The following is a 26341-nucleotide window of genomic DNA, read 5'->3' on the forward strand; positions in this document are numbered from 1 at the left end:
CACCTCTCTGACCTGGGGTTTCTTGCACGGTCGTCTACGTTGACATGACCTCGCAGCCGTTGGCCAGTCATTCCGCGATCTTTCCTGTCTGCCCCCGGCGAACTTGTGTCCCTTGACGATGAACTCAGCTCGCCGGAACTCGTTGACCTGCGGCGGCTAACTTTGCTGTCAAGGTGGCGGTGGGGCATGTGTTTCTGCGTCCAGCCCTGCGGCCTGCGGCGACTGAGTTGGATGGCAGGAGTGGCCGTTGGGCTGAGTTCGGTGTCGGCAGACAACTTGTCCTCGGACAACGTATCGAGGTTCATCTTTCTCGCGCCGAGGTCGGTGCTGGATTACATTCAGTGAGGCGCTTGCACCGGGTTCCTTGCGGCACGGCAAGTGCTCTGGTGAGCGTTCTGTCGCCGAGCGCCGAACTCCGTTTACAGTTGGCGGCGCCAAAAGGGCAGCCACGCTCGCCGGGCCGGCGCCTCGTGGTCACCAACCTTGAGAGCGGATCTGGCTACCTTCAAGAACAGGTTGTGCTGGCCGTGGTAGGCACCGGACAATCTGTTCCGATCCGCCATCTGTTGGCCCCGGTCTCTTCGTACCGTGCCAAGCCGGACTGGTTCTGGGGCATGGTCGTAGAGGAGAGACTGCCGAAGCGCAGTGGCCATATCGACTAGGTCCATCGGAGCGCGAAGTTCGAGTGCAGCGAAGGCCCGCTTCAACGGTTGCGGATCCAGGTCCCGGGCCCGGCGCTCCATCTCGTCCCAGCGTTGGTTGAACGCGTCTTCGTACATGGCTTGATAGTCCTGGTAGACCTGCTCCGCCTGGAGGAGGAACTCTGCGCAGAGAGAGGGCAGGAGTTCTCTGATCCATGGGGCATCGGCTTGGTAGCGTGCCGCACTGGCCTGACTGCGTCCGGCTATAGTTACAGCACCGGCGCCCAGGAGAGCTCCGCCGAACGCCGCTCCCGCAGCGATCAAACCGAGCAGGAACTCGCTGTTCAAAAGCCCTCCAACTCGCCATGGAAACCGGCAAGTTACCACGGATGAACCATGCTGATCATTTGGGTTTCGGTCGATGCGCGTTACCTCAGTAGTCAGGCGGTGTCGAATGCGTGGTGACCCGCGAACGCTCGCGATTTCATGTTTCGGCACGGCGAAGTCGCCGAAGATCGATCGCGGTCGAGGCGCCCGTTCTCCGACGGGTAGAAGCCGGTGATGTGATAGCGGACCTGGTCGTGCCAGAGGTCGAGTTCCATGACCCAGGACTCGGCCAGGTCATCCACGACGGTCAGTGCCGGGTGAGTTCCAGCGGTGGGCCGGTACAGGAGTATGGCCACTGGAACCGGGCATTCGCCGAACACGGAGTCGGCATGGAAGGCCCTGGCTGTCACCATGTGCTCCACGAGCGCACCGGCCGCGTGGAATTCGGCCGGCACCCGCTGGAGGAGACCGTCCAGCTCGATCACGATGATGCGGTAGCGCTTTTCGGCGCCTCTGCGGCGTGGCTGCAAGGTCACAGGGTCACCGCCGGGTGCGAGGCGAGCGGGGTGTCGTAGCGCATCCATGAACGCATGGCAGCAGCGGTGTGGGGCTTGCCGGAACCGAGAGCGCGGTATCCGTCAAAGATCCAGCCCGTCACTTCCAGGAAGGTTCCGCGGCCCGTGCTGATGTCCAGTTCCGTGTTGAGGAAGGCGGGCCGTTTGGCCACCGCGAAGCCCTGCCAGGCGCGGTCCCAGCGGAACAGTGTGCCGAACTCCGGGTCGTCCCAGACCAGGAGGCGGTTGCGCGCCCGTGCGGCTCGGCAGTCGAGGATCCAGAGGTCTGTGTGGGCCTCCCGGCCGGCGACTTCCACCAGGGCAAGAGGGTGGGCCTGGATCTCTGCCCGCTTGCCGCAACGCAACAGGCAGTCGGCTCTGCGGTTCCCGAGTGCGATCTCGGTGGCCACACCCCAGTCCTTGACTTCTTTGTGCCACGCGGACTCGGTCACAGGGCGCCCGCGTACCGGAGGAGTTCGGCGTCTTCGTTGTCCAGGCCAAGGGCCTGGGCTCCGACCTCGGCAAGGTAGTCGGCGAGGTTGAAGATGCCGGGGATGCTGTCGATGCCGACGACGAGCCGGTCGTAGCGCTTGAACAGGGCGAGGATGCGGTTTCCGCGGGCCCTGTGTTCCTTGGCTCCTTGGGCGGATTCCTTGGCCGCACTCTCAAGCCGGTCCGCTTCCATGAAGTCGCGCTCGGCAAGAGGAGGCAGAACTTCCATGATGCGGTCGAGGTCTTCCAGCACGAGTTGCTGGGCCGATTTCTCCGTCAGCTCGCCGCCCTCACCGATCAGGAGCTTCGCGACGACCCTTTCGTCGTCGGATCCAGCGCCGGGAGAGCCGGGAACCGTAGCGTCGCCGGGGCCTGATGCTCCGGTTCCGCAGCTCGGACCCATGACGGTGGGGCCGCCCTGTGTGGGTCCGGCTGGGCCAGCGAGAGCGGCGATACGAAGTTCCTTGGAGACCTTGTTGAACGAGGTGGTGCACATCGATCTCACCGCGCGGTCGAACACAGGACGGTATTCCGCAGAGAGCACGTTGATCTTCGACCGGACGACGCTTTGCATCCGGGCGAGCTGCTCGGCTTCGCTCCCGCCCTGGCGGATGCACCGCAGAGCCTCCCGGTCGAGGACGTCGCGTACGGCGTTGGGGTAGCGGCCGGCGGCATTGGGGATAGGCACGGGTTTCTACTTTCCGGAGAGTAGTCGGATCGTGCGGGGACGCTTCTCCAGGACACGGCCGGCCCAGGAGACGACCGAGTCACGGATGGATTCGACGGACTGCCACACGTCGGGGTCGTCGACGTCTGCGAAATCGTCGGGACCCAGCAGGAGGATTTCCCTGCACTTGTGGACCAGGCCGAAGTAGCGGATGGTCCAGTCGGCACGCGGATCGCGTTCGTCGTCGCCGATCAGCTCGTTGAGCAGTTCTTCGTCCGGATCCGGCAGAGGGCGCATCTGCTCGCGCACGTACCGGGCGACCTCCTGGTCCTGGAGGACCTCGCGCACGGTCGGCTGGCGCAGGATGGACAGGACAGCTTCCGGTGTTTTGGTCAGTTCGGCGACCACGGCCTCCCGCACCCCTGCACGGCCGAGTTGAGCGACGATCTCGCCCGGCGTCTCCGTGCCGCAGGCCGCTCCGTCCGCCAGGCCCAGGGCCCGGCAGTACTCCCCGGCGTCGAGTACGGCTGGCCATCCCGCCCGCTCGGCGCTGGCGATCCGCCCGAGAAGAAGCCCGACACGACGCGAGCGCTCGGCCGGGTCGGTTACACAGGCCGCGACCACGCACTTCCACGGCACGTGGACGCAGGACGTGGCGAGACGTTCACGGAATGCCGCGCCTGCCAACGCCGTGACGCGCTGGTATCGCTCAAGCGTGTCGGCCGCATAGCCGAGTTGGCGTGCCAGCGGTTCCAGGGCACTGCTCACCGCCAGGCTGGACTGCTCAGCGATCTCGGCGCACACGTCGCCGAGTCCGAAGCGCGCCGCAAGCTGCACCCGCGTCGCCTGGACGTCCTGCTCCGCGAACCCTCTCGCGCGTTTGAGCTGATCGTCGGTGTAGCCGGGATCTGCGCTGCTGCCCGGCTCGATCCACACGTTCTCCATGGCCGAGGACGGTAGAAGCCCGAACCATCAGAAATGGCTGCGAGCCACTCGAACAGCCGCGCAGAAAACGGTTCGACGGCCAAGATCTCAAAAATGTGTCCTAAGGCCGATCACCCCCGAAGTCCGGTTTGACCCGGCCCAGTCGTGGGCCTGAATCTGCCCCGCGTGACAATCCGATCGTCAGGAGAGGTAATGCTCGGCGCAGAGGAGCGGCAGGAGTTGAGCGCGGGGTACCCGTCGTTCGTCAATGGAATCCCGGAGCGCGACTGGCCCCATCTTCGGCTGGGCGAGGAAGACCAGCGGCTGATCCAGAGCAAGCGGGGCGAGCACAACCGTCTCGGTCTCGCCGTACAGCTGACGGTCGTACGCTTCCTGGGTCGGTTCCAGACTGACATGGAGAGGATCCCCGAGGAACTGGTACTGCGCGTGGGCGAGCAACTCGGCATCTCCGACCCGCTCGCCAAGATCAGCCTGTACGCGAAGAACGGCGACACCGTTCGAAAGCACGTAAGAGAGATCAGACGGGAACACGGTTGGACTTCCTTCGTGGAGGGCGAGGCCCAGCTCGTGGCCTGGTTGGAAGACCGGCTGAAGTACACCACGGACGGCCCGAAGGCGATGACGCTCCAGGCCCTGGTCTGGCTCCGCGGGCAGCGTGTGCTCCTCCCCCGATACTCAACGCTGCGTGACCTGGTGACGCTCTGCCGGGGTAGAGCCGAAGACGCGGTGTCGAAGGAACTCGTCTCCAAAATGAGCCGTCAACAGGTCCGCATTGTCGACCGGTTGATGGAGGCTCCCGCCGACGCGCGCACCAGTCATCTGGACGGCCTGCGTCGCGGTGTCGGCATGCCCTCGTGGGCGAACTTCGTGAAGGCCCTGTCACGCGCGGACGAGATCCGCGCCCTCGGGTTCATTGATGTGGATGTCTCGTCCATCCCCGACCGCAAGTTGGCGCAGCTAGCCGATCACGCCTTGACCGAGCGGGTACCGCGCCTGAAAGAGCAGACCGGCAAGCGGGCCGCAGTACTCGCGGCCATCAAGCGCCTGGAGACGAGCGCCCTGGACGATGCCATCGACATGCTCGACAAGCTGATCACCGAGGGCTTCATCGCCAAACCCAAGAGGTGGGCCGACAAGGCCCTCCTCGACGCCTACCCGAAGTTCGCCCCTGACGGCACCCTGACCGCACAGGCACTGCTCGCCGTCCTTGAATCCGTGGCAGAGAGCATCGACCACGACAGCGGTGAAATCACCGACCCAGTCACCGACACCGACTCCACGCGCGCCGTGCTGGAGACGGTCGCTGACCGGGACACTCTCCTGCGGGCGGCCAAGAATCTCCTGGAGTACATGCCGGCCCAGGACTCCGATACCCATGAGGCCCGTCGTACCAAGGCACTGGAACGGTTCCGAGACGTACGGACGTTTGTACCCGTCCTTGTCGGCAGGGTCCGCTTCGGCGCACGTCCCGCAGGCCAGGCCGCACTGACCGCGCTCCACGCTTTGCCGCCTCTCCTGGATCGCGAGGACGTACGGCTCGATGACATCGACAGCAGGTTGTTGAAAGGTTCCTGGAAGCGCCTCGTGGAAGGCGAACCCGAACAGTCCGACGGCGCGGTGAATCTGGCGGCATACGCCCTGTGTGTGGTGGAGACCTTCCACCGGCGTCTGTGCAAACGAGAGATCTTCGTTCAGGGCTGTTCCCGCTGGGGAGACCTGCTCGCGCGACTCCTGTCAGGCGAGGTCTGGGCACAGGCCCGGCCCAGCCTGCTCACCAGCTTGGATCTGCCCGAAGACCCCCGCGCCTACCTCGACCGCGCGGGCAGAAGCCTGCACGCCGACCTCACCAAAATCGCCTCCCGCATTCCCGAGGGCACCCAAATTATCCTCGGCAACGGCGACTTGGCCCTGCCGAAGGGGCGGCCACCGCGTCCATCGAGCCTGAGTCGCCAAGTGGAGAAGATGCTCCCCAAGGTAGAACTGCCCCAAGTGGTGCTGGACGTGCTGAGCCGGACCGGCGGGATCGCCGCGTTCACCACGCGCAACGGCAACCCCTCCCCCTACCCGGAATTCGAGCTGTCCGTAGCCGCCGTGATGGTCGCGTACGGCTGCAATATCGGCCTCGAAGCCGTCGCGAACGAAGAAAAGGACGCCCTCAAACTCGACCGCCTCACCAGCATCAGCCGCGAATACTTCCGCCCCGATGTGATCGAGGCGTGCACCACCCTCATGCTCGGCGCGGAGAGCGACGCACTCACCACTCTGCAGTTGGACGGGGAGCGCCTCGCCTCCGTGGACGGCCACAGCTTCGTCATCCCCACACCACAGCTTGACCTGCGCGTCGCGCCCGAAGGCAATTCCGAGGTCACCTGGCTGACCATGCTGACGGAGCAGGCCATCCAGCTGTCCGGGCGCATGGTCAGCGGCCGGCCCAGCGCTGCGCTGGAGGCACTCAACACCCTTACGACGTACCGGGACCAGACCAGCGTCCCGGACAGCCGACACCCCGATGCCATCGTCGCCGAGGCCGGAACGAACGAGGACCTCGTCTTCGGCCTTCTGACCCTCTCCGGCTACTCCTACCAGCCCGCCCCGCACCAGATCAACGACACCAGGCTATGGCGCATCGACAGGTCAGCGGACTACGGACCTCTCCAGGGCGCAACACGTCGGCAGATCGGCCTTTCGCAGATCGCGGCGCACTGGGAAGACATCCTGCGGGTGATCGGCTCGATCCACCACGGTGCCATCAGCGCACACGACGCGCTGCGGATCGTGACCCGCAACGGCCAGCCCACCGACCTCGGGTCAGCAATCATCTCCTTCGGGCGCATCGCCAAAACACGTCACCTGCTCCGCCTCTACGACAACCCCGAGTACCGGCACGGGATCGAAGCACAGAGCCGGCTGCACAAAGAACGCGCCGACCTCGCCAGGCGTATCTGTCACGGCATCGACGGCCCCTTCCCCGACTACTACCCCGGTCTGGAAAACCGGCTCGGTGTTCTCGGTCTCGTCCTCAACACCGTGGCCCTCTTCAACACGGTCTGCATCCAGAAGATCGTCGAGAAGATGCGCGCCCAGGGCAAGGTCATCTCCCAAAGCGACCTCCGCCAGCTCCCTCGGATGATGTACGGACACATCAACATGCGAGGCCGATTCCACTTCGAGCCGCCTACCGACACGATGTTCGAGATCCCCGACGTGGAACCGGATCCCACCTGACGACCGCAGGCCCGGGTGGAGCCGTCCCTGAACTATGAACGGTGAGCCCCTCCGCCTCCCACCCCAGCCGGTACCTCACCGAGGTATCGGCTTCGTCCTTGCCCGCCCATGTCCACGTTCACCAGCCCGTGAAGGGTGCCCCCTTCGCACCCCGACGCCGCGTCAACTTCGATGGGGTTGGAGCAGGAGGAACTCCCGTTCTCAGTCCAGCCGAGTCAGGCCAGACCTTTGACCAGGCAACACACTCCTTAACCCACATTTTTGAGATCTTGGTCGCCGGACGGCAAGGCCAGGGTGAAACGAATAACCCACAGGGAAACTGAGCGGCGCACCACGGAGATGGCCACCGTGCACAGACGGTTAACGGCCACCGCCCTGGGACATCCCGGAGATCGGCACCTCACGGCATCGGGATGAGTTGAGCTCCCACAGCCTCGGATGTGTCCGAACCCCAATCCCGGAGGGCAGGGTGATCACTCCCATCGCGGCCTCAGAACGCTCGGTACCCGGCCGCCCCGGGCGATCTGACCCCGTGCCAGAGTGATCCGCATGATCCCCGCGCACGTTCCCGATGAGCCACCGCTGACGTACGTCGACAGCTTCGACATACCGGTCCTATTCCGTAACGGGCCTGCGAAGAAGCCTCGGAGGCAGTGGCGGACAGCCAAGCACAAGGTGTGGAACGGATCGCAAGGGTTCCCGGCTGCCGACGGCTGGTATGCCCCGACCACCACATGGCGGGAGATCATCAAGGCCGCCACCGAAGTCGGCCGCGACGTCACCCCTCACCTGAAGAATCAGCCGTGCTACGCACACAGGGAACTCGTCGCCCGGGTCTCGCCGCTGTACGCCTACCTCGGCGCGCACCCCGTGAAGCCCCGGCATCCCGTACCGGGCGCCAAGGGCCGGCGCCTGACCTGGAACCCGGTCTACGCGCACGGCACCGAGCGCAGTGCGAAGAATGCCGCTGGCTACCGGCTGGGCATGACGATGACCGAGTGGGCATGCCGCTCGCTGCTGGGCCTCGGCCAGACTCAGCACCTTGAACTCGGCGGCCCCGTCCCTGCCCTGTACAGCACGTTCAATGATCCGAAGAAGAAGCTGCCCGACCTGTGGGGGCTGCACGAGGCGGAAGAGTTGTACTGGCTGATCGAGGCCAAGGGCGGCGACGTGGGCCTCGGCACGCTTCGCAAAGGTTGGGCGCAGCTGGCGGCCGGCAGCAAGGTGCTCGGCGCGTACGGGCACCGCACCGTCCTGGTCGGGGCGTCCGTACGGCCCGGCGATGATCTCTTCCTCACCATCGACCACGACCTGCGCGCCGGCAAGCCGCCGCTCGCCCTTGCCGGGTCCGATGCCGACGACGAGGCGGCGGGCCCGGGTAACCTGGAGGACCACCTCGGCGATAGCGACGACGCGCTCATCGGCGCTGCCCGAGCCCAGATGCTCGCCTACCTGGCGCTACGCTCCGCTCCCGCCTCGCAGCTGCGCACCGTGCCCGTGCCCGCCGACCGCTCTTCTCGACACCGACGCTCCGGGCTGACCACGCCCCTGGAAGACGACGGCCTCACTCTCGCCATGCGGGCCGACGCCCGCGGGGCAGCGGCCGACTCGGACCAGCACACTCTGCGCGCCGGAATCCGCTCCATGGGCCTCGACGACTTCCTGAGCTGCCGTATCCCCGGCACCGAGGTCCACCTCGGCATGTCGCGAAAGCTGTTCGCCGCCTGTGAGCGCCTCCACGAGGAGGACCTCACCATCGCCCGGCGCACCCCAGGGCTGCGCGCCGAGGACCAGCCTCCCGCCGACCTGGAACTCAGCGACGAAGCCCAGGACGAACAGCGGCTCACCCAGCGGCGCATCTTCCGCGAACAGCAAGAGGAAGCCCGCCCACGGCTGCGCCCCCTGCTCCGCGACGCCTACGAGCGAGGTGCAGCGAGCGACTGGAGCGACCTTCTTCGTCGTTCCCAGGAGCCGGAACTCGACCTGGAGGGCGACGAGAGTCTCCTCGAAGCGGCGACGCCGGAGACCTACGTTGCCATCAGCCTCTACGACCTGCCCCCCGCACTCGCCTAGATTTCCCTCGCGCAACGACCGTGGCGAGGAACGAGCTGTCCCTTCGCAGGCCGAGCCTGGCTTTATCGAGCAGTAGTGGCTCTGGTCCACTTTCAGTGGAGGGCTCACTGAGAGTGACGTCAGAGGTGGCGGAGGCTTTGGTCGACGTCCTGTGGTTCGTTGAGGGGTGCGAGGACGAGCAGATGGATCCGGATGACGCTGTGAAGGTCTTGGAGGGTGCCGGCCATCTGATGACTCAGCTCTCGAGTGATCAGCGAAGCGAATTCATCGACCTCCTCGGTTGGATGGCTGTGAAAGAGACTGATCCTTCGCGCCGCGCGTTCCTGGAGGGGTTCCCTGAAGGTTTCGGACTCGTAGAGGATGATTCCTGACCTGGGATTTATGAAGAGAGCAGGACGCGCTTGCGGAGGAGTTCGAATCCTGCGCGGCCGAACATCTGGCGCTTGAGCATCTTGATCCTGTTGACATGGCCTTCCACGACACCGGAGTTCCAGGGCAGTGTGAGGCCAGCGATGACAGCGTCGAGGTCGCGTTCGAGGTGCTGGGCGAAGTGCCGGAGGCTGGGCAGATCGGTAGTGGAACTGGCCGCTTCGATCCAGTTCGGCAACTGGTCGCCCTGGAGATGGGCGACCATGCGCCCGAAGGAACGCACGTGCTCGGCAAGTGCCGTCCGTTCGGGGCAGTTGGCAAGGACGGCTTTGAGCTGGAGTCTGTCGCTTTCGGGCAGAGCGTCGGGGTGGGTGAGGAGCCAGCGTGTGACGGCGCGGGCCGATGGCGGGCGGGGGCCGACCGGTTGGGGCTTGCCGCGAAGATTCCTGCTGACGTAGTCGCGGACACTGGCGTAGCCGCGGGGATAGCCCTGTTCCTTGATTTCCTCCCATAGTCTCCAGGCGTTGGTGCAGCCTTCCTGCCAGCGCTGGTCGAGGTAGGGCTTGAAGTCGTCGAGCCTGGTTGCACGGCTTTGCCACTGGCCGGTGAACATCTCCTCGGGGGTGGCGGCGCGGGAGAAGCGCAGGATCGTGTTGAGCGTCATGCCGAGCTGTCGGGCGACGGACCGCTTGCTGTGACCGGCGTCGAGGAGAGCGTGGATGGTGGCGTGCTTGGCCCGGGTGCGTTCGGCGAACCGGTGTCCCGTCGGCCAGGGCGACGACGTGACCGGCTCCGGCTTCTCTGGAGGTTCATCCGGCTGTTCCGGCGCGGGGCGCAAGCAGCCGCGGTGGCGGTAGACGCACTTCTCCGCGGTTTCGCCCAGGTTGTGCCAGAGGTGCCACCGGTCGGCGACCTGGAGGGCCTGCGGGGCGCCGCGGGTGGCGCCTTCGGCGAAGAAAGGGGCACGGTCGCGGCAGACGATCTCAATGCCGGGCCGCTCGGCGAGCCAGGCCGCGAGTGTGTCCGCCTCCCGGTCGGGAAGGAGGTCGACCGGCCGACGTGTCTCGACGTCGACGAGCACTGTTCCGTAGGTACGGCCCTTGCGCTGGGCGTATTCGTCCACGCCGACCACGCGGGGTGCTGCGGTGGCGGGGTCTGGAAGGGAGGCGATCAGCCTCAGCAGAGTGTTCCGGCTGACCGGGACCTTGAAGGCGTCCGTCATTCGGGCGCCGGCCCGGCCCGCGAGCGCAAGACCGACCGACACCAGCGTCGACCGCAGCCGCTCGGTCCGTCGCCCGAACCTTCGGGTCAGGCCGGGTACTTGCTCGGCGAAGGTCTTCCGTTCGCAGGACTCCTCCTCGCAGACGAACCGGCGCACCCGCAGCGACACCACGGCGAACTTGCCCGCTGTCGGCAGATCGCGAGGGAACCGCAGATAGGAGCCCTGTATTCGCCCCGACCAGCATCCACACCCAGGACAGACCGCCCGCCCTGCGGTCGTACGGGCCTCGACCTTGACGACCGTGGCGGTCACCTCTACGGACTCCACCACCACGCCCTCGACCGAGGAGAACAGCAGCTCGTCCAGCTGCGGCAGCACTGGGTTCACGGCCAAGGACTGTCGACCACACCACCATCCAACCGAGCGATTTTCGGGCGAAGTCAACCGCCATCACTCGAAGATCGCCAGTCACCCTGCGTAAGCGACCACATCAAGTGGACCAGAGCCATTTCTCGTCAACATCCACGACCTCCAAGATCATCAACTGCCGCCCGAACCCGCAGATAAACGCTGCTACTGGAACGGTTCTGGCACGCTTTCCGTGAACCGGTCACGGTGGGTCATGCGACGTAGCTCAAAGGCTGTGTTTCTGGTGCGCTTCTGTGGCGAGAAAGTCTCGCGCCGCGGAGGTGACCCGGTCGCGAGTGTGCTGCTGGTCCGGAGGTTGATCATTCGGCAGGTCGAGTGCTCTCACCAGATCAACGATGGGTTGCAGCGCGTCGGGGTAGTCGAGTTCGGCTGCAGCTTCCTGGTAGATCAGCTTCGCTCCGTGCACGGGATCGAGTTGGCATGCCACGATCTGGCCGGCCCACCACTGGGCCGCTGTCCATCGCGCCTCAGCAAGATCTTCGGAGATCAGCGGCAGCAGACCCAACTCTTCCAGCACAAGGCCGAACAGCTCGCGCGCCCGGGGATACTCACCACGCGCGAGGCCAGCCAGCAGGGGCAGCGAGGGAGCCTCAATGTCGGCCATCAGGGCGTCCAGGCCCAACTGGACCAGGTAAGCGTCCGAGGGGCGCTGCCAGGGTTCCATGGCCAAGTCCGCAGCGGCCATGCGGATCAGGCTGATCGCTACTACTGCGTCCACGCTGTCGCCTTCTCATCGTCTTTCCGTAGAGGAAAGTCCTATCACCGAGAGCCGGGTGGTTGATCAGGTGGCCAGCAATACGCGCTTGCGTAGCAGGCTGAAACCGGCTCGGCCGAACATCTGGCGCTTGAGCATCTTGATCCTGTTGACGTGTCCTTCGACGACGCCAGAGCTCCAGGGCAGGGTGAGGCCGGCGATGACGGCGTCGCGGTCTCGATCGATGCCGGCCGCGAGAGTGTGGAGGCTGGGAAGGTCGTCTTGGCGGACGGCGTCGAGCCACTGCGGGAGTCGTTCCCCCTGCCGCTCGGGGAACCACCAGATCCCCCAAGTCACGACGGCGCTGCCGGCGGCGTACGCAGCACCTCGGATCATGGCGAACCCCGCAGCCCAAAGCATGTGTCGAGACCCCTTGCGGAAACGCGTCACCATGATCAGGTCCGAGCCGTCGGCGACGGAGGTGAGCTGAGTGCGGCAGCGCTGGCAGGATCCTCGGCGAAGCGTCGGCCAAGTGGAGAAGTAAGTCGGCTCTCCTGCCGGGCCCGTCCACTTCAGGGCGCCCCTGTGGAACCCGACCCATGCCATCGTCGGCGAACCGGACAACCGCGTTGCAGTGCTCGCACGAGCACAATTCCCTGTCAAATCCTTGTGTTCACATCTTGTGTCTCCTCTTGGTGGCGGCGTGCGGCGGTGGCTGTGGAAGGGATGAGCCAGCCACCCAACGGTCTGGACGAGCGGTGCCTGTCAGATCGACTGTGCCTTGCTCGCCGACTTGATGTGCAGCCGCTGCCGATGCTGAACATGTGCTTGAGCTGCCCGAACTCGCGCCGGTCGGCAGTCCACATTCCGCGGATACGGCTCAACCCGCGAACTGGCTCACGAGGAGTTCAAAAACATCCGAGGCGTCCCGGTGCTGCAGGAAGCCGCCATCCGAGAGTTCGAAACCACCCTCGATGCCATGATCGCCGAGTTGCACGCCGAGGAAGGCAGCCCCCTGTGACCGGTCCCCGCACCACCCAGACCGTCTTCGCCCAGCTCTCTCGCGAGCATGAGCTGTCCGACATGGACCGCGCCATCATGCGGGCCTTCGAACAGCTGCTGGGTGGCCGCCCAGAGATCACCGACGGCTCCGTCAACGTGGTCAACATCGCCACCGAGGCGGGCGTCTCTCGCGCGTCCTACTACCGATCCCCCGTCGCCGGCGCCATCAAAGAAATCCTCGCCGCCCCCAGCACCAAGCGGCCAGAGGTCGACGAGCTCAAGGCCGAGATCATCCGGCTGCGGAAGGAGCTTCGCGATTTCCGCCGGGAGAAGGCCGAGGAGGTCCGTGATCTGAAGGCCACCCGCGCCACCTATGCGAATCAGATCCAGGTCCTGGCCCTACGCAATGCCGAGCTGGAGGCCGACGCAGCCACCCTCCGCGGCCAGATCGCCGATGCGACCAGTGGCACGGTCCGGCCGCTTCGGAAACCGTGACTCGGCCCGGCGACCGAAGGTCGCCGGGCCCTCGGCACCACGCCATTCCGGGTCTGAGTCGCGGTACAGCTGAGGTGCTGCCTCGCCCCGTTCTGCATGGGCGGGAGGCGTGCAGGGTTTACCCCTTCGTGCTGGTCGCGGCGGCCACGGCGACGGGCAGTGGGCTGGACTCCACCCGGCCGGGACCGGGCGTGCGGCCGAGGTGGCCGGCACCCGAGTAGTCGGGCGCCAGCCCCGGTTGCGTATATCGGGTCAGGCGCCGACGAGTTCTTCCAGGACGTCTTCCATGGTGACGAAGCCCAGGACGGTGCCCTTGCTGCCCGTGACGGCCGCGAGGTGGGTTCCTGCCGCGCGCATGGCGGTCATGGTGTCGTCGAGCGGGGTGTCGAGGGCGACCTTGACGATCGGGTGGAAGGCGCTGCGCTGGAACGGCGCTGTCCGGTCCATGAGGCCGAGGGCGTCCTTGATGTGGAGGTAGCCCAGGATCTCCTCGCCGGGGCCCGTGACCGGCAGGCGGGAGAAGCCGTGGGCGGCAGCCGCACGCTCCAGGCCCTGCGGGGTGGTGTCGTGGCCGACGGTGGCCATCTTGTCGAGGGGGACCATGACTTCGCCCGCGGGACGGGTGCCGAGTTCGAGGGCGTCCTGGAGGCGCTGGCCGTCTTCCGGGGTGAGGAGACCGGCGGCGCTGGAGTCCTTGATCAGGCGGGTGAGTTCGTCGTCGGTGAAGACGGAGCTGACCTCGTCCTTGGGTTCGACCTTCAGCAGCCGCAGCAGGGTGTTGGCGAAGGCGTTGATGCCGAAGACGAACGGGCGCAGGCCGCGTGTGAGGGCGACCAGGGGAGGGCCCAGGAGCAGTGCGGTCGGCGCGGGGGCGGCGAGCGCGATGTTCTTGGGGACCATCTCGCCGATCAGCATGTGCAGGTACGTCGCCAGGGTCAGGGCGATGACGAAGGCGATGGGGTGGATCAGCGCCTCGGGCACGCCGATCGCGTGGAAGGGGGGTTCGAGCAGGTGGGCGATGGCGGGTTCGGCGACGCCGCCGAGGACGAGGGAGGAGACGGTGATGCCGAGCTGGGCGGTGGCCATCATCGCCGAGAGGTGCTCTAGGCCCCACAGGACCGTCTTCGCCCGCCGGTTGCCCTTGAGTGCTGCGGGTTCGATCTGGCTGCGGCGTACGGAGATCAGGGCGAACTCGGCGCCGACGAAGAAGGCGTTGGTGAGGAGGGTGAGGGCGCCGATCAGCAGCTGAATGGCGGTCATCGGCTCATCTCCTGGACGTGGACGGGCGCGGCGGCCGGGGCGGTGATGGCGACGCGGTCGGCGCGGTGGTGCTCGATGTCGAGGACGGACAGTTCCCAGCCGTCGACGGTGAGGGTGTCGCCTTGGCGGGGGATGCGTTCGAGTCGGGTGGCGATCAGGCCGGCGAGGGTTTCGTAGGGGCCCTCGGGCGCGGTCAGCCCGATCTCTTCCAGCTCATCGAGGCGGACGCTGCCGTCGGCTTCCCATGCAGGGCGGCCGTCGTGGTCGGGGGCCTGGATGAGGTCCGGGATCTCCAGCGGGTCGTGTTCGTCGCGGACCTCGCCGACGACCTCTTCGACGATGTCCTCGACGGTGGTGACGCCGGCAGTGCCTCCGTACTCGTCGATGACCACGGCCATGGTGCGGGCCTTGCGCAGCCGGCCGAGAAGGGTGTCCACGGGCAGGGAGTGGGGCACCAGCAGGGGCTCGGCCATCAGGTCGGTTACCGGCGTGAGTGGCCGCTTGTGCTCGTCTAGGGCGAGGACGTCGCGGATGTGGATGGTGCCGATGACCTGGTCGAGGATGTCGCGGTAGACGGGGAAGCGGGACAGGCCGGTGGCCAAGGTCAGGTTCGCGGCGTCCGCGGCGGTGGCGTGGGCCTCTAGGGCCTGGACGTCGATCCGCGGGGTCATGACGTTCTCCGCGGTCAGCTCGGCCAGGTGCAGGGTCTTGACGAACAGCTCGGCGGAGTCGGCCTCGATCGCGCCCTGGAGGGCCGAGTGCTGAACGAGCGCGACCAGCTCCTCGGGGGTACGCGCGGAGGCCAGCTCCTCGGCCGGCTCCAGGCCGAACCGGCGCACCAGGCGGTTCGCGGTGCTGTTCAGGTGCCGGATCAGCGGTCCGAACGCGGCCGTGAAGGCGCGCTGCGGGCCGGCGACGACCTTCGCGACGGCCAGCGGGCGGGAGATCGCCCAGTTCTTCGGCACCAGCTCGCCCACCACCATCAGCACGACGGTGGAGATCGCCACACCCAGCAGAGTGGCTGTCGTCGACACCGCACCTGCGGGCAGGCCGGCCGTCTCCAGGGGCTCGCGCAGGAGGGCGGAGACGGAGGGCTCGGCGAGCATACCGATCACCAGCGACGTCACCGTGATGCCCAGCTGGGCACCGGACAGCTGGAAGGTCAGGCGCTTGGCGGCCTTCAGGGCGCCTTCGGCGCCACGCTCACCCGCCTGGGCGGCGCGTTCGAGTTCGCTGCGCTCGACGGTGGTGAGAGAGAACTCGGCGGCTACGAACACTGCGCACGCCAGCGTCAAGGCGAGGGCGAGGAGCAGCAGCAGGACTTCGGTCACCGTGCCACCCCCGCTCCCACTCGATTCTGCGGGCAAGGCGTGGCACGGCTCGTACTGGGAGGTTCACCCATTGCGGGTCTGCTGCTCCTTCTTCACTCGGTCGGACCGCGTCACGGTCCGAGGACATGGGCGGACAAGTATCCGCACGACAATCGTAAAGGGCCGGTAAAGGCCCCGGCCGGGTGGGTGGGCGCCGTATGCGGAGTGTCCCCTCTTTTTCGGACTTTCCCGCCGGGTCTCCCGCCCATGCGCCCCACAGTCACCTTCCTCTCCTATGCTTCTACATGCTTGTAGATAACGCCAGGGTTGGCGGGGGATCCGCGCTGCCCTGGCGCAGATGCGCGCGCTCTCCCGAGCGCGCGGAGTCAGGAGGGGAACGAGCATGGCTTCGATCGATCTGGACAAGGTGCTGGACAAGGCGTGGGCGGACAAGAGCCTGCCCGAGGTGCTGGCCGCGCCGGTGTCCGCGCTCAAGGGGGTCTCGGACCGGCAGGGTGACCTGCTCAAGGAGGCGTTCGGCGTCAAGACGGTTGCCGATCTCGCCGAGCTCAAGTACGTCGGCTGGGCTCAGGCCCTGGCCGCCCTGGATGCGGCGAAGTAACACCCCTGGTGAGCGGTGCCGCGGACCGGACCTGTCCGCGGCACCGCGCTCACTGCAACCACACGCACGTCTGACGAAGGAGAACCCACGCGATGGTGTTCAAGCGACTACTCGGCTCGATGGGGGTCGGTGGCCCCGCCGTGGACACGGTCCTTGCGCCCGAAGCCGTCCTGCCCGGCGGGAGTCTGACCGGTGAAGTCCGCCTGACCGGCGGCCGGGCGGACTTCGACATCGAGCACATCACGCTCGAACTCGTCGCCCGCGTCGAAGCCGAACACGACGGCGGCGAGCACGAGGGTACGGCCGTCTTCGAACGCTTCAACGTCGGTGGCGGCTTCCGCCTCGCCGAGGGCGAACACCGCACGGTGCCGTTCGCGATCACCCTGCCCTGGGAGACTCCCGTCACACAGTTGCACGGCCAGCCACTGGGGATCGTGCTGGGGGTGCGCACCGAGCTCGGCATCGCCGGCGCCAAGGACAAGGGCGATCTCGACCCCCTCGCGGTAGGCCCACTGCCGGCGCAGGAGGCGGTCCTGGAGGCGTTCGGGCAGCTCGGCTTCGGCTTCAAGTCCGCCGACCTCGAGTACGGCCGCATCGGCGGGACCGGCCAGCAGCTGCCGTTCTATCAGGAGATCGAGCTCACCCCCGCCCCGCAGTATGCCCACCAGGTGAGCGAGATCGAGGTGACCTTCCTCGCCAATCCCGGCGGGATGGAGGTCGTCCTGGAGGCCGACAAGCGCGGCGGGCTGTTTTCCGGCGGCCATGACGTCCTGGGGCGGCATCACGTCAGCCACGAGGGCGCCGCCCACCGGGACTGGAACGCGGTCGTCGGATCCTGGATCACCCAGCTCCTCGACGCCCACACCGCCCGCGCCTCCCACCTCCCCCATGGGCACGGCGATGTCCACGGCGCCCACGCCCACAAGGGCGAGCACGGCCACCACAGGCACGACAGCCACCACGGCGGTCACCGCTCGGGCCCCGGCATGGGCACCGTCGTCGCCGCCGGCGCAGCGGGCCTGGCCGTCGGCGTGGTCGCCGCCGAGGCCGTGGATGAGATCGGCGACTTCTTCGAAGGCGACGACGAGGAAGACGGTGGGGACGAGGAGGCGTAGCGGCTCCGCCCACCACCCGATAGCTTCTACAGTGGTGTAGAAATAACTCTGTCCGGGTCGGCACCGTCCGTTCCCGGCCCGGACACCCGTAGCGATCCAGTGGAGTTGGCATGGCCCTGTGGGACCGATTCAAGCAATCCGCCCAGCAGATGCAGATGCAGCTGGAGGCGAAGAAGAACGAGCTGAAGTCCGGTGCGTTCCGCGACGCGAGCATGGCGATGTGTGCCCTGGTCGCCGCGGCCGACGGCACGATCGACGACTCCGAGCGCCGGAGGGTGGCCCACCTGATCGCCACCAACGAGGTCCTGCAGAACTTCCCGGCCGCCGATCTGCAGAAGCGCTTCGACGACTACCTCAACACCCTCACCGCCGACTTCGACTTCGGCAAGGTCAGCATCCTCCAGGAGATCGCCAAGGCGAAGAAGAAGCCCGCCGAGGCCCGCGCCGTCATCCAGATCGGCATCGTCATCGGCGGCGCCGACGGCGACTTCGACAAGACCGAACGGGCCGTGGTCCGCGAAGCCTGCTACACCCTCGACCTGCCCCCGCACGAGTTCGACCTCTGAGCGAATCTCCCGTCGGCCGCGACCTGCGGGGAAACCACCCGTGTGAACAGGTGCCGTAGCGGATATCCGCACATCACCAGATGGAGAGAGTGGGGCAGGGTATGGAGATTTCCGGAGTGATCAGCGCGATCGTGATCGGCATCCTCATCGGCACACTGGGACGGCTTGTCCTGCCGGGCCGCCAGCGCATCGGTGTGCTGTGGACGATCGCCGTCGGCATCCTCGCCGCCTTCGTCGGCACCGGTATCGCCGCGGCCTTCGGAGTCGCCGACACCAAGGGCATCGACTGGATCGAGTGGCTCTTCCAGATCGCTCTCGCCGCGGCCGGCGTGGCAGCCCTGGAACGCATCAAAGCCCGGCGCTAAAGATTCCGCCCAAACGCCTCGCCTCCCGGCGCACGGGAGGCGAGGCGTACGCGTATCGGGCAGTGGAAGGTGCTGCGGGCCTCTCCCCGGCTACGGGGACGCGGCGGGCGGTATGGTCACCCGTACCGCTTCGGTTCCGTCCCCGTTGTGCTGCTGTGCCCATCTGGTCAGGGCGGTGTGGCAGGCGTGGTCCAGGTGGCGAAGGCCGGACAGGTCGAGGTCGATGGACCGGTTGGTCGGGAGTGCCTCCAGCGTGTCCAGGATCTTGGGCAGCCGCAAGAAGGTGGCGTTGCCGGTCAGCCGGACACGGATGCGCCGGGCCTGGATGTCGTCGACTGCTACGTGAACGACGGACGTCTCCCAGGCCGTCTTCGCCACAGCCATCGGCAGCCCGAACAGGACACCTTCGAACATGTTCGTCGCCACGATGGCGAGGGCGGTCACCACCAGGACGACGGCCTCACCGCGGTGCTCGCGCCACAGCGGAACCAGTTCCCCGACCGGGATCAGCTTCGCTCCCGCGTGGATCAGCACACCAGCGAGCGCCGCCAGCGGGATGACTGCGAGAGCCGCGGGGAACAAGGCGGCGAACAGCAGCAGCCACACCCCGTGCAGCACCCGCGAGACCTTCGTTCGGGCGCCGGCCCGGACGTTGGCGGAGCTGCGCACGATAACCGCGGTCACCGGCAGCGCGCCGAGCAGCCCGCACACCGTGTTGCCCACTCCCTGGGCCATCAGCTCCCGGTTGTAGTCGGTGCGCGGACCGTCGTGCATCCGGTCCACCGCCGCCGCGCTGAAGAGGGACTCGGCGGAGGCGATGAGAGCGAAGGCCACCACTGTGCCGAGCACCGCCATCTCACCAAGACGGGAAAGGTCGCCCGGGCCCAGCAGCTGGAGCGACTCGATCAGGCCCTGCACCTTCACGGTGGCAACCGGCAGGTCCAGCACGGCCACGGCCGCCGTCGCGAGCGCGACGGCCGCGAGCGGCGCGGGAAACGCCTGCGCCAGCCGCCCGGCCACCCGCGGCCACAGCACCAGCACCGCGATCGTTCCCGCCTCCACGCCGAACGCCGACACAGCCCGCGAACTGGAGGCGATGTCCACCACCAGAGCCGGAAGGCCGCCGATCTTTTCCAGCCCTCTGCCCGGAGCCGTCAGATCCGCCATGGCATACGCCTGGCCGAGGATGAGGACCAGCCCGATCCCCGCCAGCATGCCCTGCACCACCGCGACCGAGATCGCCCTGAACCAGCGCCCGCACCGCGCAGCGCCCAAGGCCAGCTGGAGAACGCCGGAAGCGAGCACGATCACCCCGAGGGCGGCCATCCCGTGCGCCTGGACCGCCTCGAACACCAGCACCGTCAGACCCGCGGCGGGACCGCTGACCTGCAGGGAGCTGCCCGGCAGCATCCCGACCACCAGGCCGCCGACGATGCCGGTCACCAGGCCCAGCTCCGCGGGCACACCCGAGGCGACCGCCACCCCCACACACAGCGGCACGGCGACGAGGAAGACCACGAGCGAAGCCATCACATCGCCGCGCACGACGCGCGCGGGCGGGGCGGGTAAAGGGGAGAACGTCAGTCCCTCACGGTGAGGTGGTCAGGACGGAGGCGGCGGCGCGGCCTGGGCAGGTTGCCCGCTGCGGCCCGGAACCCGCGGACCCACCCACGAGTTCTCTACAGACATGTAGAAGCATAAGGTTGCCCCAGCCGGTCGCGTCCATGACGCGACACCTGACGGAAAAATGTCCGAAAAGGTGCGCCCGTCGGCGTATTGCCTGCCGTACCAGGTGGATCATGTGAAGGAGAAGATCGTTGTCCGCCTCTTCGACGGACCCCTCGGGGGACAATCCCCGAGCGTCCAGCCAGGACCCGGCTGATCACGGCGCGCTGCGCGGTGGTGTCCTGTGAGCGCCGCTCTCGGCTTGCTGGCCGTATTGGTCCTGACCGCCGGTACGGGCTACTTCGTGGCCCAGGAGTTCGCCTACGTCGCAGCCGACCGCCTTGCGCTGGCCCGCGAGGCCGCAGCCGGTGACAAGCGGGCGGCCCGGGCGGTGAAGGTGCTGGAGCGGCTGTCGTTCATGCTCTCCGGTGCCCAGCTGGGCATCACCGTCACGGGCCTGGTCGTCGGCTTCCTCGCCGAACCCGCCCTGGCCGAGCTCCTGCGTCCGCTGCTGAGCGGCATCGGGATCCCTGACGCCGCGGTGAGCGGGATCGCGCTGGCGCTGGCGTTCGCCCTGGCCACGGTGATCCAGATGGTGCTGGGGGAGCTGGCGCCCAAGAACCTCGCGCTCGCGATTCCCGAGCGTCTGGCCAAGTCGCTGGGCGCCTCCACCCTGGCCTACCTGACGGTCGCCGGCCCCCTGATCCGCGTCTTCGACGCATCCGCGAACAAGATCCTGCGCAGGGTCGGCATCGAACCGGTGGAGGAGCTGCACCACGGGGCGACGCTGGAGGAGCTCGGTCACCTGATCGGCGAATCCCACGATCACGGGCAGCTGCCCCGGGCCACAGCCGACCTGCTGGAGAGCGCCCTGGAATTCTCCGAGCGCCGCCTCGCCGAGGTGATGGTGCCCCGGGTGGACGTCGACACCATCCCCGAGGCCGCCACGGGGGAAGACATCGCCTTGCTGATCGCCCGCCGCGGCCACTCCCACTATCCCGTCATCGGACAGCGAACCGACGACGTCGTGGGCATGGTGGGAGTCCGTGAGCTCATGCCGCTGGCAGCCGGTGAGCTCGCCCAACGGACCTCCCGGTCTCTGGCCCGCCCGGCGCTCTTTTTGCCCGACACCCTTCCCCTGCCACGGGCGATCGAGCAGATGGAAACGGCCGGCGAGGAGTTCGCGGTCGTGCTGGACGAGCACGGCGGGCTGGCCGGGATCGTCACCTTCGAGGACATCGCCGAAGAACTCATCGGTGAGATCACCGACGAAAGCGACCGCGTCGTGCCCTTGGCCGTCCGCGACGGCAACGGCTGGCTCATCGACGCCGGCCGCCGCATCGATGAAGCAGCCCAGGCAACCGGCATCGCCCTGCCCGAGGACGACGCCGACTTCGAGACCGTTGCCGGCCTGGTCATTGACCGGCTCGGGCGCCTGCCCGTCATCGGCGACCAGCTCACCGTCGCCCTTGCCGACGGCGGCCGGGCCGCGATCGAGGTCACCGAAGTGGACCGGCACGTGCCCGAATGTATCTGGATCAAGCAGCTTCCCGAACCTGTGCCCGACGCGAGCCAGGACAGCACCGGGACCGAGCCCGACCGCAGCAAGGAGCGGCCCGCATGAATCCGCTGATGGCCGCCTTCGTCACCGTCCTGCTGCTGATCGGCAGCGGCTTCTTCGTCGCCGCTGAGTTCGCCCTGGTCGCCGCCAAGCACCACCGCATGGAACAAGCAGCCGCCCAAGGCCGGCGCGGCGCCCGCTCGGCGCTCGCGGGCATGCGGGAGCTGTCCCTGATGCTGGCGGGCGCCCAGCTGGGCATCACCATGTGCACGCTGGGCCTGGGCATCGTCTCCAAGCCCGCCCTCTCCCACCAGATCGACCCCCTGCTCCTGAGGCTGGGCCTGCCCGCCGGGCTCAGCTATGGCATCGCCTTCGCCCTCGCCATGGCCGTCGTGGTCTTCCTCCACATGGTGCTGGGCGAGATGGCTCCCAAATCCTGGGCCATCGCCCACCCCGAAAGCTCCGCGATGCTCCTCGCACCGCCCTTCCGCGCCCTGATCCGCCTGGTGCGGCCCCTGATCTGGGCCCTCAACCAGGTCAGCAACGCCCTGGTGCGGCTGTGCCGGGTCTCCCCGCGCGAGGAGCTCACCTCGGTCCACAACCGCGAGCAGCTCACCCACCTGGTCGCCGAGTCCCAGCGCCTCGGGCTGATCAGCGCCGGCGACTCCACCCTGATCACCCGCTCCCTCACCGAACCGCAGGCCCCCATCGGCGCCCTGCAGGTACCCGGCGACCGAATCGCGCAGGTGCCCGCCACTGCGGACGCCGATGCGATCCTGGCCGCGGCCACAACGGCGGACCGCACCCGGCTCCTGGTCCGGGACGGTGAGCAGGTCCTCGGCTCGGTACATGCCCGCGACGCTCTCGCGGCCCGAGTCCAGGGCCGCACCGTCACGGCCGGTGAGCTGGCCCGCCCCGTGCCCGACCTCACCCAGGACACCACCGCCGCCCAGGCGGTCGAGGCACTGCGTCGCCACCGCGCCTCCCTCGCCGTCGTACGCGGCACCGACGGACAGCTGACCGGTTTGGTCAGCCTGGACGACCTGATCACACGCCTGGTGGGCCCGCACAGCACCTGACGCGAGACTCCGGGGAATTGCGCGGGCGGCGACGGCTTGTGAACCGGGCGTTCACCCGCGCGGCCTCAGTCCTGGCGGCGCCGGCCCTGGCCCGCCCCTGCAGCCGTCGTGGCGTGCGTTGCCCGCCACGACACGGCGAAAGTGACCGCAAGCACGGTGACGATGAACGTCAGCGACATCCAGATGGGCACCTTGTGCACGTCGGAGATGAGGAGCTTCACGCCGACGCCGGCCAGGATGATTCCCAGGCCGGTCTGCAGGTAGCGGAAGCGGCGGGCGGCGCCGCTGATGAGGAAGTACGCGCGGCCCGCATGCCGGGCAGCGAGAAGGCGTTCGCGGTGAAGACGATGAAGGTGTTCTCGGTGACGGCGAAGATGGCCGGGATGCTGTCGACGGCGAAGACGACATCCGTCGTCTCGATCACGACCAGCGTCGCCAGCAGGGGCGTGGCGGCCCAGCCGGCAGCGGTGCGTACCAGCAGGCGCTGTCCGTGCAGTTCGTCGGTGACCGGCAGCACGCGGCGCATCGCCCTGAGCACGGTGTTGCGTTCCGGGCGGACCTGCGCGCCGCCGTGCCGCCGTGCCGCCGTGCCGCCGTGCCGCAGCACTTTCCAGGGGGCAGGAGCAGGATGGCGCTGAAGACGTAGATCGTTATGTGGAAGACGTCCAGAAGCGAGGCACCGACACCGATGAACACCGCGCGCATCGCCGGGGCGCCGATGATGCCCCAATCAGGGCCCGGTGCTGGTACTGGTCGGGGATCGAGAAGTAGGTGAAGATCAGCGCGAAGACGAAGATGTTGTGGACCGACAGGCTCTTCTCGATCAGGTAGCCGGCCAGGTACTCCTCGGCCGCCACCGTTCCCTGCCACCACAGCAAGATGGCCCCGAAGGCTAGGGCCAGGACCACCCACAGCGCGCTCCACCACGCGGCTTCCCGAAGTGAGATCACCGTGGCGTGGCGGTGGATGACGAACAGGTCGAGCGCCAGCACCGCCACCACGAACGCGACGAAGATGACCCACGCCACGAAGGGCACGTCCATATCGTCAGCTTTTCCGGTTTCGCCTGGAGTGAACCGGCTACGCAGCGCAACGCCCCTGCGGGGGCAGTGTCGGGAGTGGCGCTACAGGCCGGAGCGCACCACAGCGACAGGGCAGCCCGCGTGATGGAGTACGGCCTGGCTGACCGAACCCAGGAGCATGCCGGTGAAGCCGCCGCGTCCGCGTGCGCCGACCACCATCAGCTGCGCTCTGCCGCTTACCTCGATCAACGCCGGGCGGGTCCGTCCGCGGACCATAGAGGTACGTACGGTGAGCTCTGGGTACCGCGCGCGGTGCTCGGACAGGGCCTCGGCAAGAAGTCGTTCCTCCTCTGCCTGGATCTGGTCCACGTCACCGATCAGGTCGGTCAGATCCACCGCATCGCCGAAGCGGTGCTCACCGTGGTCGGCCCAGGTGGACCACGCGTGCACGGCCAGCAGGTCCGCGCCCCGCAGGGCGGCTTCGTCGAAGGCGAACGCGACGGCGGGCTGCCCCTGCGGGGAGCCGTCCACGGCCACCGCCACCGGCCCGGCCGGGTCGGGGCGGCCCCTTATGACCATCACCGGGCAGCGGGCGTGCGCGCTCAAATGAACTGCGGTCGATCCCAGCAGCAGCTCCAGGAAGCCGCCCGAGCCGCGGTGGCCCACCACCAGGAGCTGCGCGGTGCGCGACTGGGCTTCCAACGTGGTCACCGGCTCACCCGGGATCACCGCGGAGCTCACCTCTACTCTCGGCGCCGCATTTTCGGCCCGCTCGGCTGCCTGCGACAGCAGGTCGTCAACCGCCTCGCGCAGCGCCCCGGCGGGAGGGCCGAGCGGCGACGTGCCGTGCGGGGCGTGCATGGCCGGCCATGTGAAGGCATGAACCACCCGCAGCTCCACCTCCCGCAACAGCGCCTCGCGCGCCGCTACGTCCACGGCGGCGAGCGCGGAAGGAGAGCCGTCCACGCCAACAACGACCGGCGCGCTCATGTTGCGCCTCTTCCTGCCGGCAGGCACAGCTGGAAGGGCGGGACGGCACACGGCCCCGCCCTTCCAGCTTCTCCCGCAGTCACACCGTCCGCCAGGCAACGCACCGGCCCCAGCCCTCGGGCAGCTGCCACCCGCCCCAGGCGACCCCGCGAGGAGTCCGTCCGCTACAGGGGGGTGGCGGCGTGGAGGATGAAAAAGAGGGTGATGGCGGAGTTGGCCGAGGACAGGGCGGAAGCGGTGGTGCCTGCTGCCGCGCCCCAGGCGGCCAGGCCGACCGCGGTGAAGGCCGGAGGCCAGACGCTACCGGCGGGTGCCGGTCCCAGGAGGGCGGCGACGCGGCGCGGAACCGGTCCGGCGGCGGCGATTCCCGCAAGGGTGGCCAGCGGGGTATCCCGGCTGATCAGAGACGCCTTCCCGATGGCCACGGCTACCGTGCGCCGGCTGCCGACCGCGGTGGCGGCTTCTTCGTCCGCCCACCGTTCGGTGGTGTAGGTGACGGCCGAACGCAGCGGGCGCAGGAAGGGATTGGCACGGGCGGCGAGCTGCACCATGAGGAGGAAGCGGTGGTGGCCGGCGGCCAGGTGGGCGCGTTCGTGCGCGAACAGGGCCCGCCGCTCACGTGAGTTCAGGGCGGCGAGCATGCCGGAACTCACCACGACGCGGTCGCGCCGCCTGCCGGGCAGCGCGTAGGCGTACGGCACGTCGTCGGCCAGGACGGCCACCGCCGTGGCGGGCAGCCCGGCAAGCGCCCTGCTGCTGCGCCGGCGCACCCGGTGGTGGCGCCAGGTTGCCGATGCGCAGGAGGCGAGCACGGCGAGAAGAGCCGGGATGGCGGCCTTGCCCGCCACCTCGTCATAGGGAACCGCTTCGCGAACCTCGGGGTCGGACCATCCGTCCGGCAGTGGGTTTCCGGGCAGCTGGGCGGTGCCCACCACCATCAGCAGGGCCAGGCTCAGGGTGCTGCACACGGCGAGCACGGCGGCCACGACGGTCAGCAGCCACGTGGCCGCACGCGGGTGGAGGTGGTGCTCGGCAAGGCGCGCGATCGGCCATGCCGTTAAGGGCAGCACCAGCGGCAGGAAGACGAAGAGCCCCATAAGGCGTCAGTCTTCCCCTTCTTCGGGTGTTTGGGCCAGCAGGTCCCGCAGCACCTGCTCGTCCCTGGCCGAGAGCGCGGTGACGAAACTGGCCAGCACGGCCTGTCGGTCGCTCTCGCCGTCCAGGACCTTGCGCATCCGCAGCGCGGCGAGCCCGGACGCGTCGGCGACCGGCGTCCACTCGAACGATCGTCCCGCCCGCTCCCTCGCGACCGCGGCCTTGGCATGGAGCCGGGTGAGGATGGTGATCACGGTGGTGTAAGCAAGGTCGCCGCCGAGCCGCTCCTGCACCCAGCCGGCGGTCACAGGCTCCTGTGCCTGACGCAGTGCCGCCAGCACCTCCGCCTCCAGCGCGCCCTGCCCGCGCCGGCGGGGATGCCCGGCGCCGCCCGTGTTCTGATCCGCCATGCCGTCAACCTCCCGCCGCAGGGCCCCAGCTCTCGCGGGGCGGTTCATCGTACAGACCGCATGATCCACCGATAACCCTCCGTCCTGGCCCGAGTTCGCCTCAGCCGTGGTACTTGCGTCGGCCAGGCCGCTCCCGAGGTGTGAAG

The 26341-nt window shown here is 67.9% G+C and carries 26 protein-coding genes and 1 pseudogene; 10 read left to right on the forward strand and 17 right to left on the reverse strand.

Annotation, left to right across the window (positions count from 1 at the left end; genetic code table 11):
• Positions 1–419: 419 nt before the first annotated feature.
• The 5 genes from ACZ7LV_RS31635 to ACZ7LV_RS31655 all read right to left on the reverse strand — a co-directional run bounded on the left by ACZ7LV_RS31635 (position 420) and on the right by ACZ7LV_RS31655 (position 3617).
• Positions 420–989, reverse strand: a complete 570-nt coding sequence (locus tag ACZ7LV_RS31635) for a hypothetical protein (RefSeq protein WP_471944388.1) — start codon at positions 987–989, stop codon at positions 420–422.
• 92 nt (positions 990–1081) lie between these two features.
• Positions 1082–1453, reverse strand: coding sequence for a hypothetical protein (locus ACZ7LV_RS31640; RefSeq protein WP_471944390.1), 372 nt, complete (start codon positions 1451–1453; stop codon positions 1082–1084).
• A gap of 47 nt (positions 1454–1500) precedes the next feature.
• On the reverse strand, positions 1501–1932 hold the full coding sequence (locus ACZ7LV_RS31645; protein ID WP_471944392.1) for a hypothetical protein: 432 nt from the start codon (positions 1930–1932) through the stop codon (positions 1501–1503).
• A gap of 38 nt (positions 1933–1970) precedes the next feature.
• Positions 1971–2702, reverse strand: a complete 732-nt coding sequence (locus ACZ7LV_RS31650; protein WP_471944394.1) for a hypothetical protein — start codon at positions 2700–2702, stop codon at positions 1971–1973.
• Between the two features lie 6 nt (positions 2703–2708).
• Positions 2709–3617, reverse strand: coding sequence for a hypothetical protein (locus ACZ7LV_RS31655; protein ID WP_471944396.1), 909 nt, complete (start codon positions 3615–3617; stop codon positions 2709–2711).
• 201 nt (positions 3618–3818) lie between these two features.
• On the opposite strand from ACZ7LV_RS31655, the gene ACZ7LV_RS31660 reads away from it, so the two are divergent.
• From ACZ7LV_RS31660 to ACZ7LV_RS31670, 3 genes are all read left to right on the forward strand, one after another.
• A complete protein-coding gene (locus ACZ7LV_RS31660; protein ID WP_471944398.1) occupies positions 3819–6851 on the forward strand; it encodes a Tn3 family transposase in 3033 nt (1010 codons plus the stop codon).
• 549 nt (positions 6852–7400) lie between these two features.
• Positions 7401–8924, forward strand: a complete 1524-nt coding sequence (locus ACZ7LV_RS31665) for a gamma-glutamyltransferase (RefSeq protein ID WP_471944400.1) — start codon at positions 7401–7403, stop codon at positions 8922–8924.
• A 113-nt stretch (positions 8925–9037) separates the two neighbouring features.
• Positions 9038–9295 carry a hypothetical protein gene (locus tag ACZ7LV_RS31670; RefSeq protein WP_471944402.1) on the forward strand — a complete coding sequence of 86 codons (258 nt, stop codon included), beginning with the start codon at positions 9038–9040 and terminating at the stop codon, positions 9293–9295.
• Positions 9296–9303: 8 nt separating this feature from the next.
• Here the strand turns inward: ACZ7LV_RS31670 and ACZ7LV_RS31675 are convergent, their stop codons facing one another.
• The 3 genes and pseudogenes from ACZ7LV_RS31675 to ACZ7LV_RS31685 form a co-directional block, all read right to left on the reverse strand.
• Positions 9304–10902 carry an ISL3 family transposase gene (locus ACZ7LV_RS31675; protein ID WP_471944404.1) on the reverse strand — a complete coding sequence of 533 codons (1599 nt, stop codon included), beginning with the start codon at positions 10900–10902 and terminating at the stop codon, positions 9304–9306.
• 247 nt (positions 10903–11149) lie between these two features.
• Complete coding sequence (locus ACZ7LV_RS31680) at positions 11150–11662, reverse strand: hypothetical protein (protein ID WP_471944406.1); 513 nt, start codon at positions 11660–11662, stop codon at positions 11150–11152.
• Between the two features lie 63 nt (positions 11663–11725).
• Positions 11726–11959: pseudogene (locus tag ACZ7LV_RS31685) on the reverse strand (transposase); the annotation flags it as partial.
• A gap of 696 nt (positions 11960–12655) precedes the next feature.
• Between ACZ7LV_RS31685 and ACZ7LV_RS31690 the strand changes: the two are divergent.
• Positions 12656–13135, forward strand: coding sequence for a hypothetical protein (locus ACZ7LV_RS31690; protein WP_471944408.1), 480 nt, complete (start codon positions 12656–12658; stop codon positions 13133–13135).
• A 252-nt stretch (positions 13136–13387) separates the two neighbouring features.
• Here ACZ7LV_RS31690 and ACZ7LV_RS31695 read toward each other — a convergent pair whose 3' ends face one another.
• Together ACZ7LV_RS31695 and ACZ7LV_RS31700 are read right to left on the reverse strand one after the other, a co-directional pair.
• Positions 13388–14395 (reverse strand): hemolysin family protein, encoded by a 1008-nt coding sequence (locus ACZ7LV_RS31695; protein WP_471944410.1) that lies wholly within the window; start codon positions 14393–14395, stop codon positions 13388–13390.
• Positions 14392–15726, reverse strand: a complete 1335-nt coding sequence (locus tag ACZ7LV_RS31700; protein WP_471944412.1) for a hemolysin family protein — start codon at positions 15724–15726, stop codon at positions 14392–14394. The genes ACZ7LV_RS31695 and ACZ7LV_RS31700 overlap by 4 nt, the downstream gene beginning before the upstream one ends.
• Before the next feature lie 382 nt (positions 15727–16108).
• Here ACZ7LV_RS31700 and ACZ7LV_RS31705 point away from each other — a divergent pair, with 382 nt between their 5' ends.
• The 4 genes from ACZ7LV_RS31705 (at position 16109) to ACZ7LV_RS31720 (ending at position 18373) form a co-directional block, all read left to right on the forward strand.
• Positions 16109–16327, forward strand: a complete 219-nt coding sequence (locus tag ACZ7LV_RS31705; RefSeq protein WP_471944414.1) for a hypothetical protein — start codon at positions 16109–16111, stop codon at positions 16325–16327.
• Between the two features lie 92 nt (positions 16328–16419).
• Positions 16420–17442, forward strand: coding sequence for a sporulation protein (locus ACZ7LV_RS31710; RefSeq protein WP_471944415.1), 1023 nt, complete (start codon positions 16420–16422; stop codon positions 17440–17442).
• Positions 17443–17552: 110 nt separating this feature from the next.
• On the forward strand, positions 17553–18008 hold the full coding sequence (locus tag ACZ7LV_RS31715; protein WP_471944417.1) for a tellurite resistance TerB family protein: 456 nt from the start codon (positions 17553–17555) through the stop codon (positions 18006–18008).
• Between the two features lie 101 nt (positions 18009–18109).
• Positions 18110–18373, forward strand: a complete 264-nt coding sequence (locus ACZ7LV_RS31720) for a GlsB/YeaQ/YmgE family stress response membrane protein (protein WP_471944419.1) — start codon at positions 18110–18112, stop codon at positions 18371–18373.
• A gap of 90 nt (positions 18374–18463) precedes the next feature.
• Here ACZ7LV_RS31720 and ACZ7LV_RS31725 read toward each other — a convergent pair whose 3' ends face one another.
• Positions 18464–19903 carry a SulP family inorganic anion transporter gene (locus tag ACZ7LV_RS31725; protein WP_471944421.1) on the reverse strand — a complete coding sequence of 480 codons (1440 nt, stop codon included), beginning with the start codon at positions 19901–19903 and terminating at the stop codon, positions 18464–18466.
• Between the two features lie 379 nt (positions 19904–20282).
• Between ACZ7LV_RS31725 and ACZ7LV_RS31730 the strand changes: the two genes are divergently transcribed.
• Both ACZ7LV_RS31730 and ACZ7LV_RS31735 read left to right on the forward strand, forming a co-directional pair.
• Entirely contained in the window at positions 20283–21662 is a 1380-nt protein-coding gene (locus ACZ7LV_RS31730; protein WP_471944422.1) for a hemolysin family protein, read from the forward strand.
• On the forward strand, positions 21659–22678 hold the full coding sequence (locus ACZ7LV_RS31735) for a hemolysin family protein (RefSeq protein ID WP_471944423.1): 1020 nt from the start codon (positions 21659–21661) through the stop codon (positions 22676–22678). The genes ACZ7LV_RS31730 and ACZ7LV_RS31735 overlap by 4 nt, the downstream gene beginning before the upstream one ends.
• A gap of 65 nt (positions 22679–22743) precedes the next feature.
• On the opposite strand, the gene ACZ7LV_RS31740 is transcribed toward ACZ7LV_RS31735, so the two are convergent.
• The 6 genes from ACZ7LV_RS31740 to ACZ7LV_RS31765 all read right to left on the reverse strand — a co-directional run bounded on the left by ACZ7LV_RS31740 (position 22744) and on the right by ACZ7LV_RS31765 (position 26195).
• On the reverse strand, positions 22744–22899 hold the full coding sequence (locus tag ACZ7LV_RS31740; RefSeq protein ID WP_471944425.1) for a hypothetical protein: 156 nt from the start codon (positions 22897–22899) through the stop codon (positions 22744–22746).
• On the reverse strand, positions 22896–23285 hold the full coding sequence (locus ACZ7LV_RS31745; protein ID WP_471944427.1) for a TerC family protein: 390 nt from the start codon (positions 23283–23285) through the stop codon (positions 22896–22898). The genes ACZ7LV_RS31740 and ACZ7LV_RS31745 overlap by 4 nt, the downstream gene beginning before the upstream one ends.
• A gap of 43 nt (positions 23286–23328) precedes the next feature.
• A complete protein-coding gene (locus tag ACZ7LV_RS31750; RefSeq protein WP_471944429.1) occupies positions 23329–23721 on the reverse strand; it encodes a hypothetical protein in 393 nt (130 codons plus the stop codon).
• 81 nt (positions 23722–23802) lie between these two features.
• The gene (locus tag ACZ7LV_RS31755) at positions 23803–24690 is read right to left on the reverse strand and encodes a universal stress protein (RefSeq protein WP_471944431.1); all 888 of its coding nucleotides are present in this window, start codon (positions 24688–24690) and stop codon (positions 23803–23805) included.
• 164 nt (positions 24691–24854) lie between these two features.
• Positions 24855–25787 carry a M56 family metallopeptidase gene (locus tag ACZ7LV_RS31760; RefSeq protein WP_471944433.1) on the reverse strand — a complete coding sequence of 311 codons (933 nt, stop codon included), beginning with the start codon at positions 25785–25787 and terminating at the stop codon, positions 24855–24857.
• 6 nt (positions 25788–25793) lie between these two features.
• Positions 25794–26195, reverse strand: a complete 402-nt coding sequence (locus ACZ7LV_RS31765) for a BlaI/MecI/CopY family transcriptional regulator (RefSeq protein ID WP_471944435.1) — start codon at positions 26193–26195, stop codon at positions 25794–25796.
• Positions 26196–26341: the final 146 nt, after the last annotated feature.

It is taken from the genome of Streptomyces sp. NPDC107562, assembly GCF_055657325.1.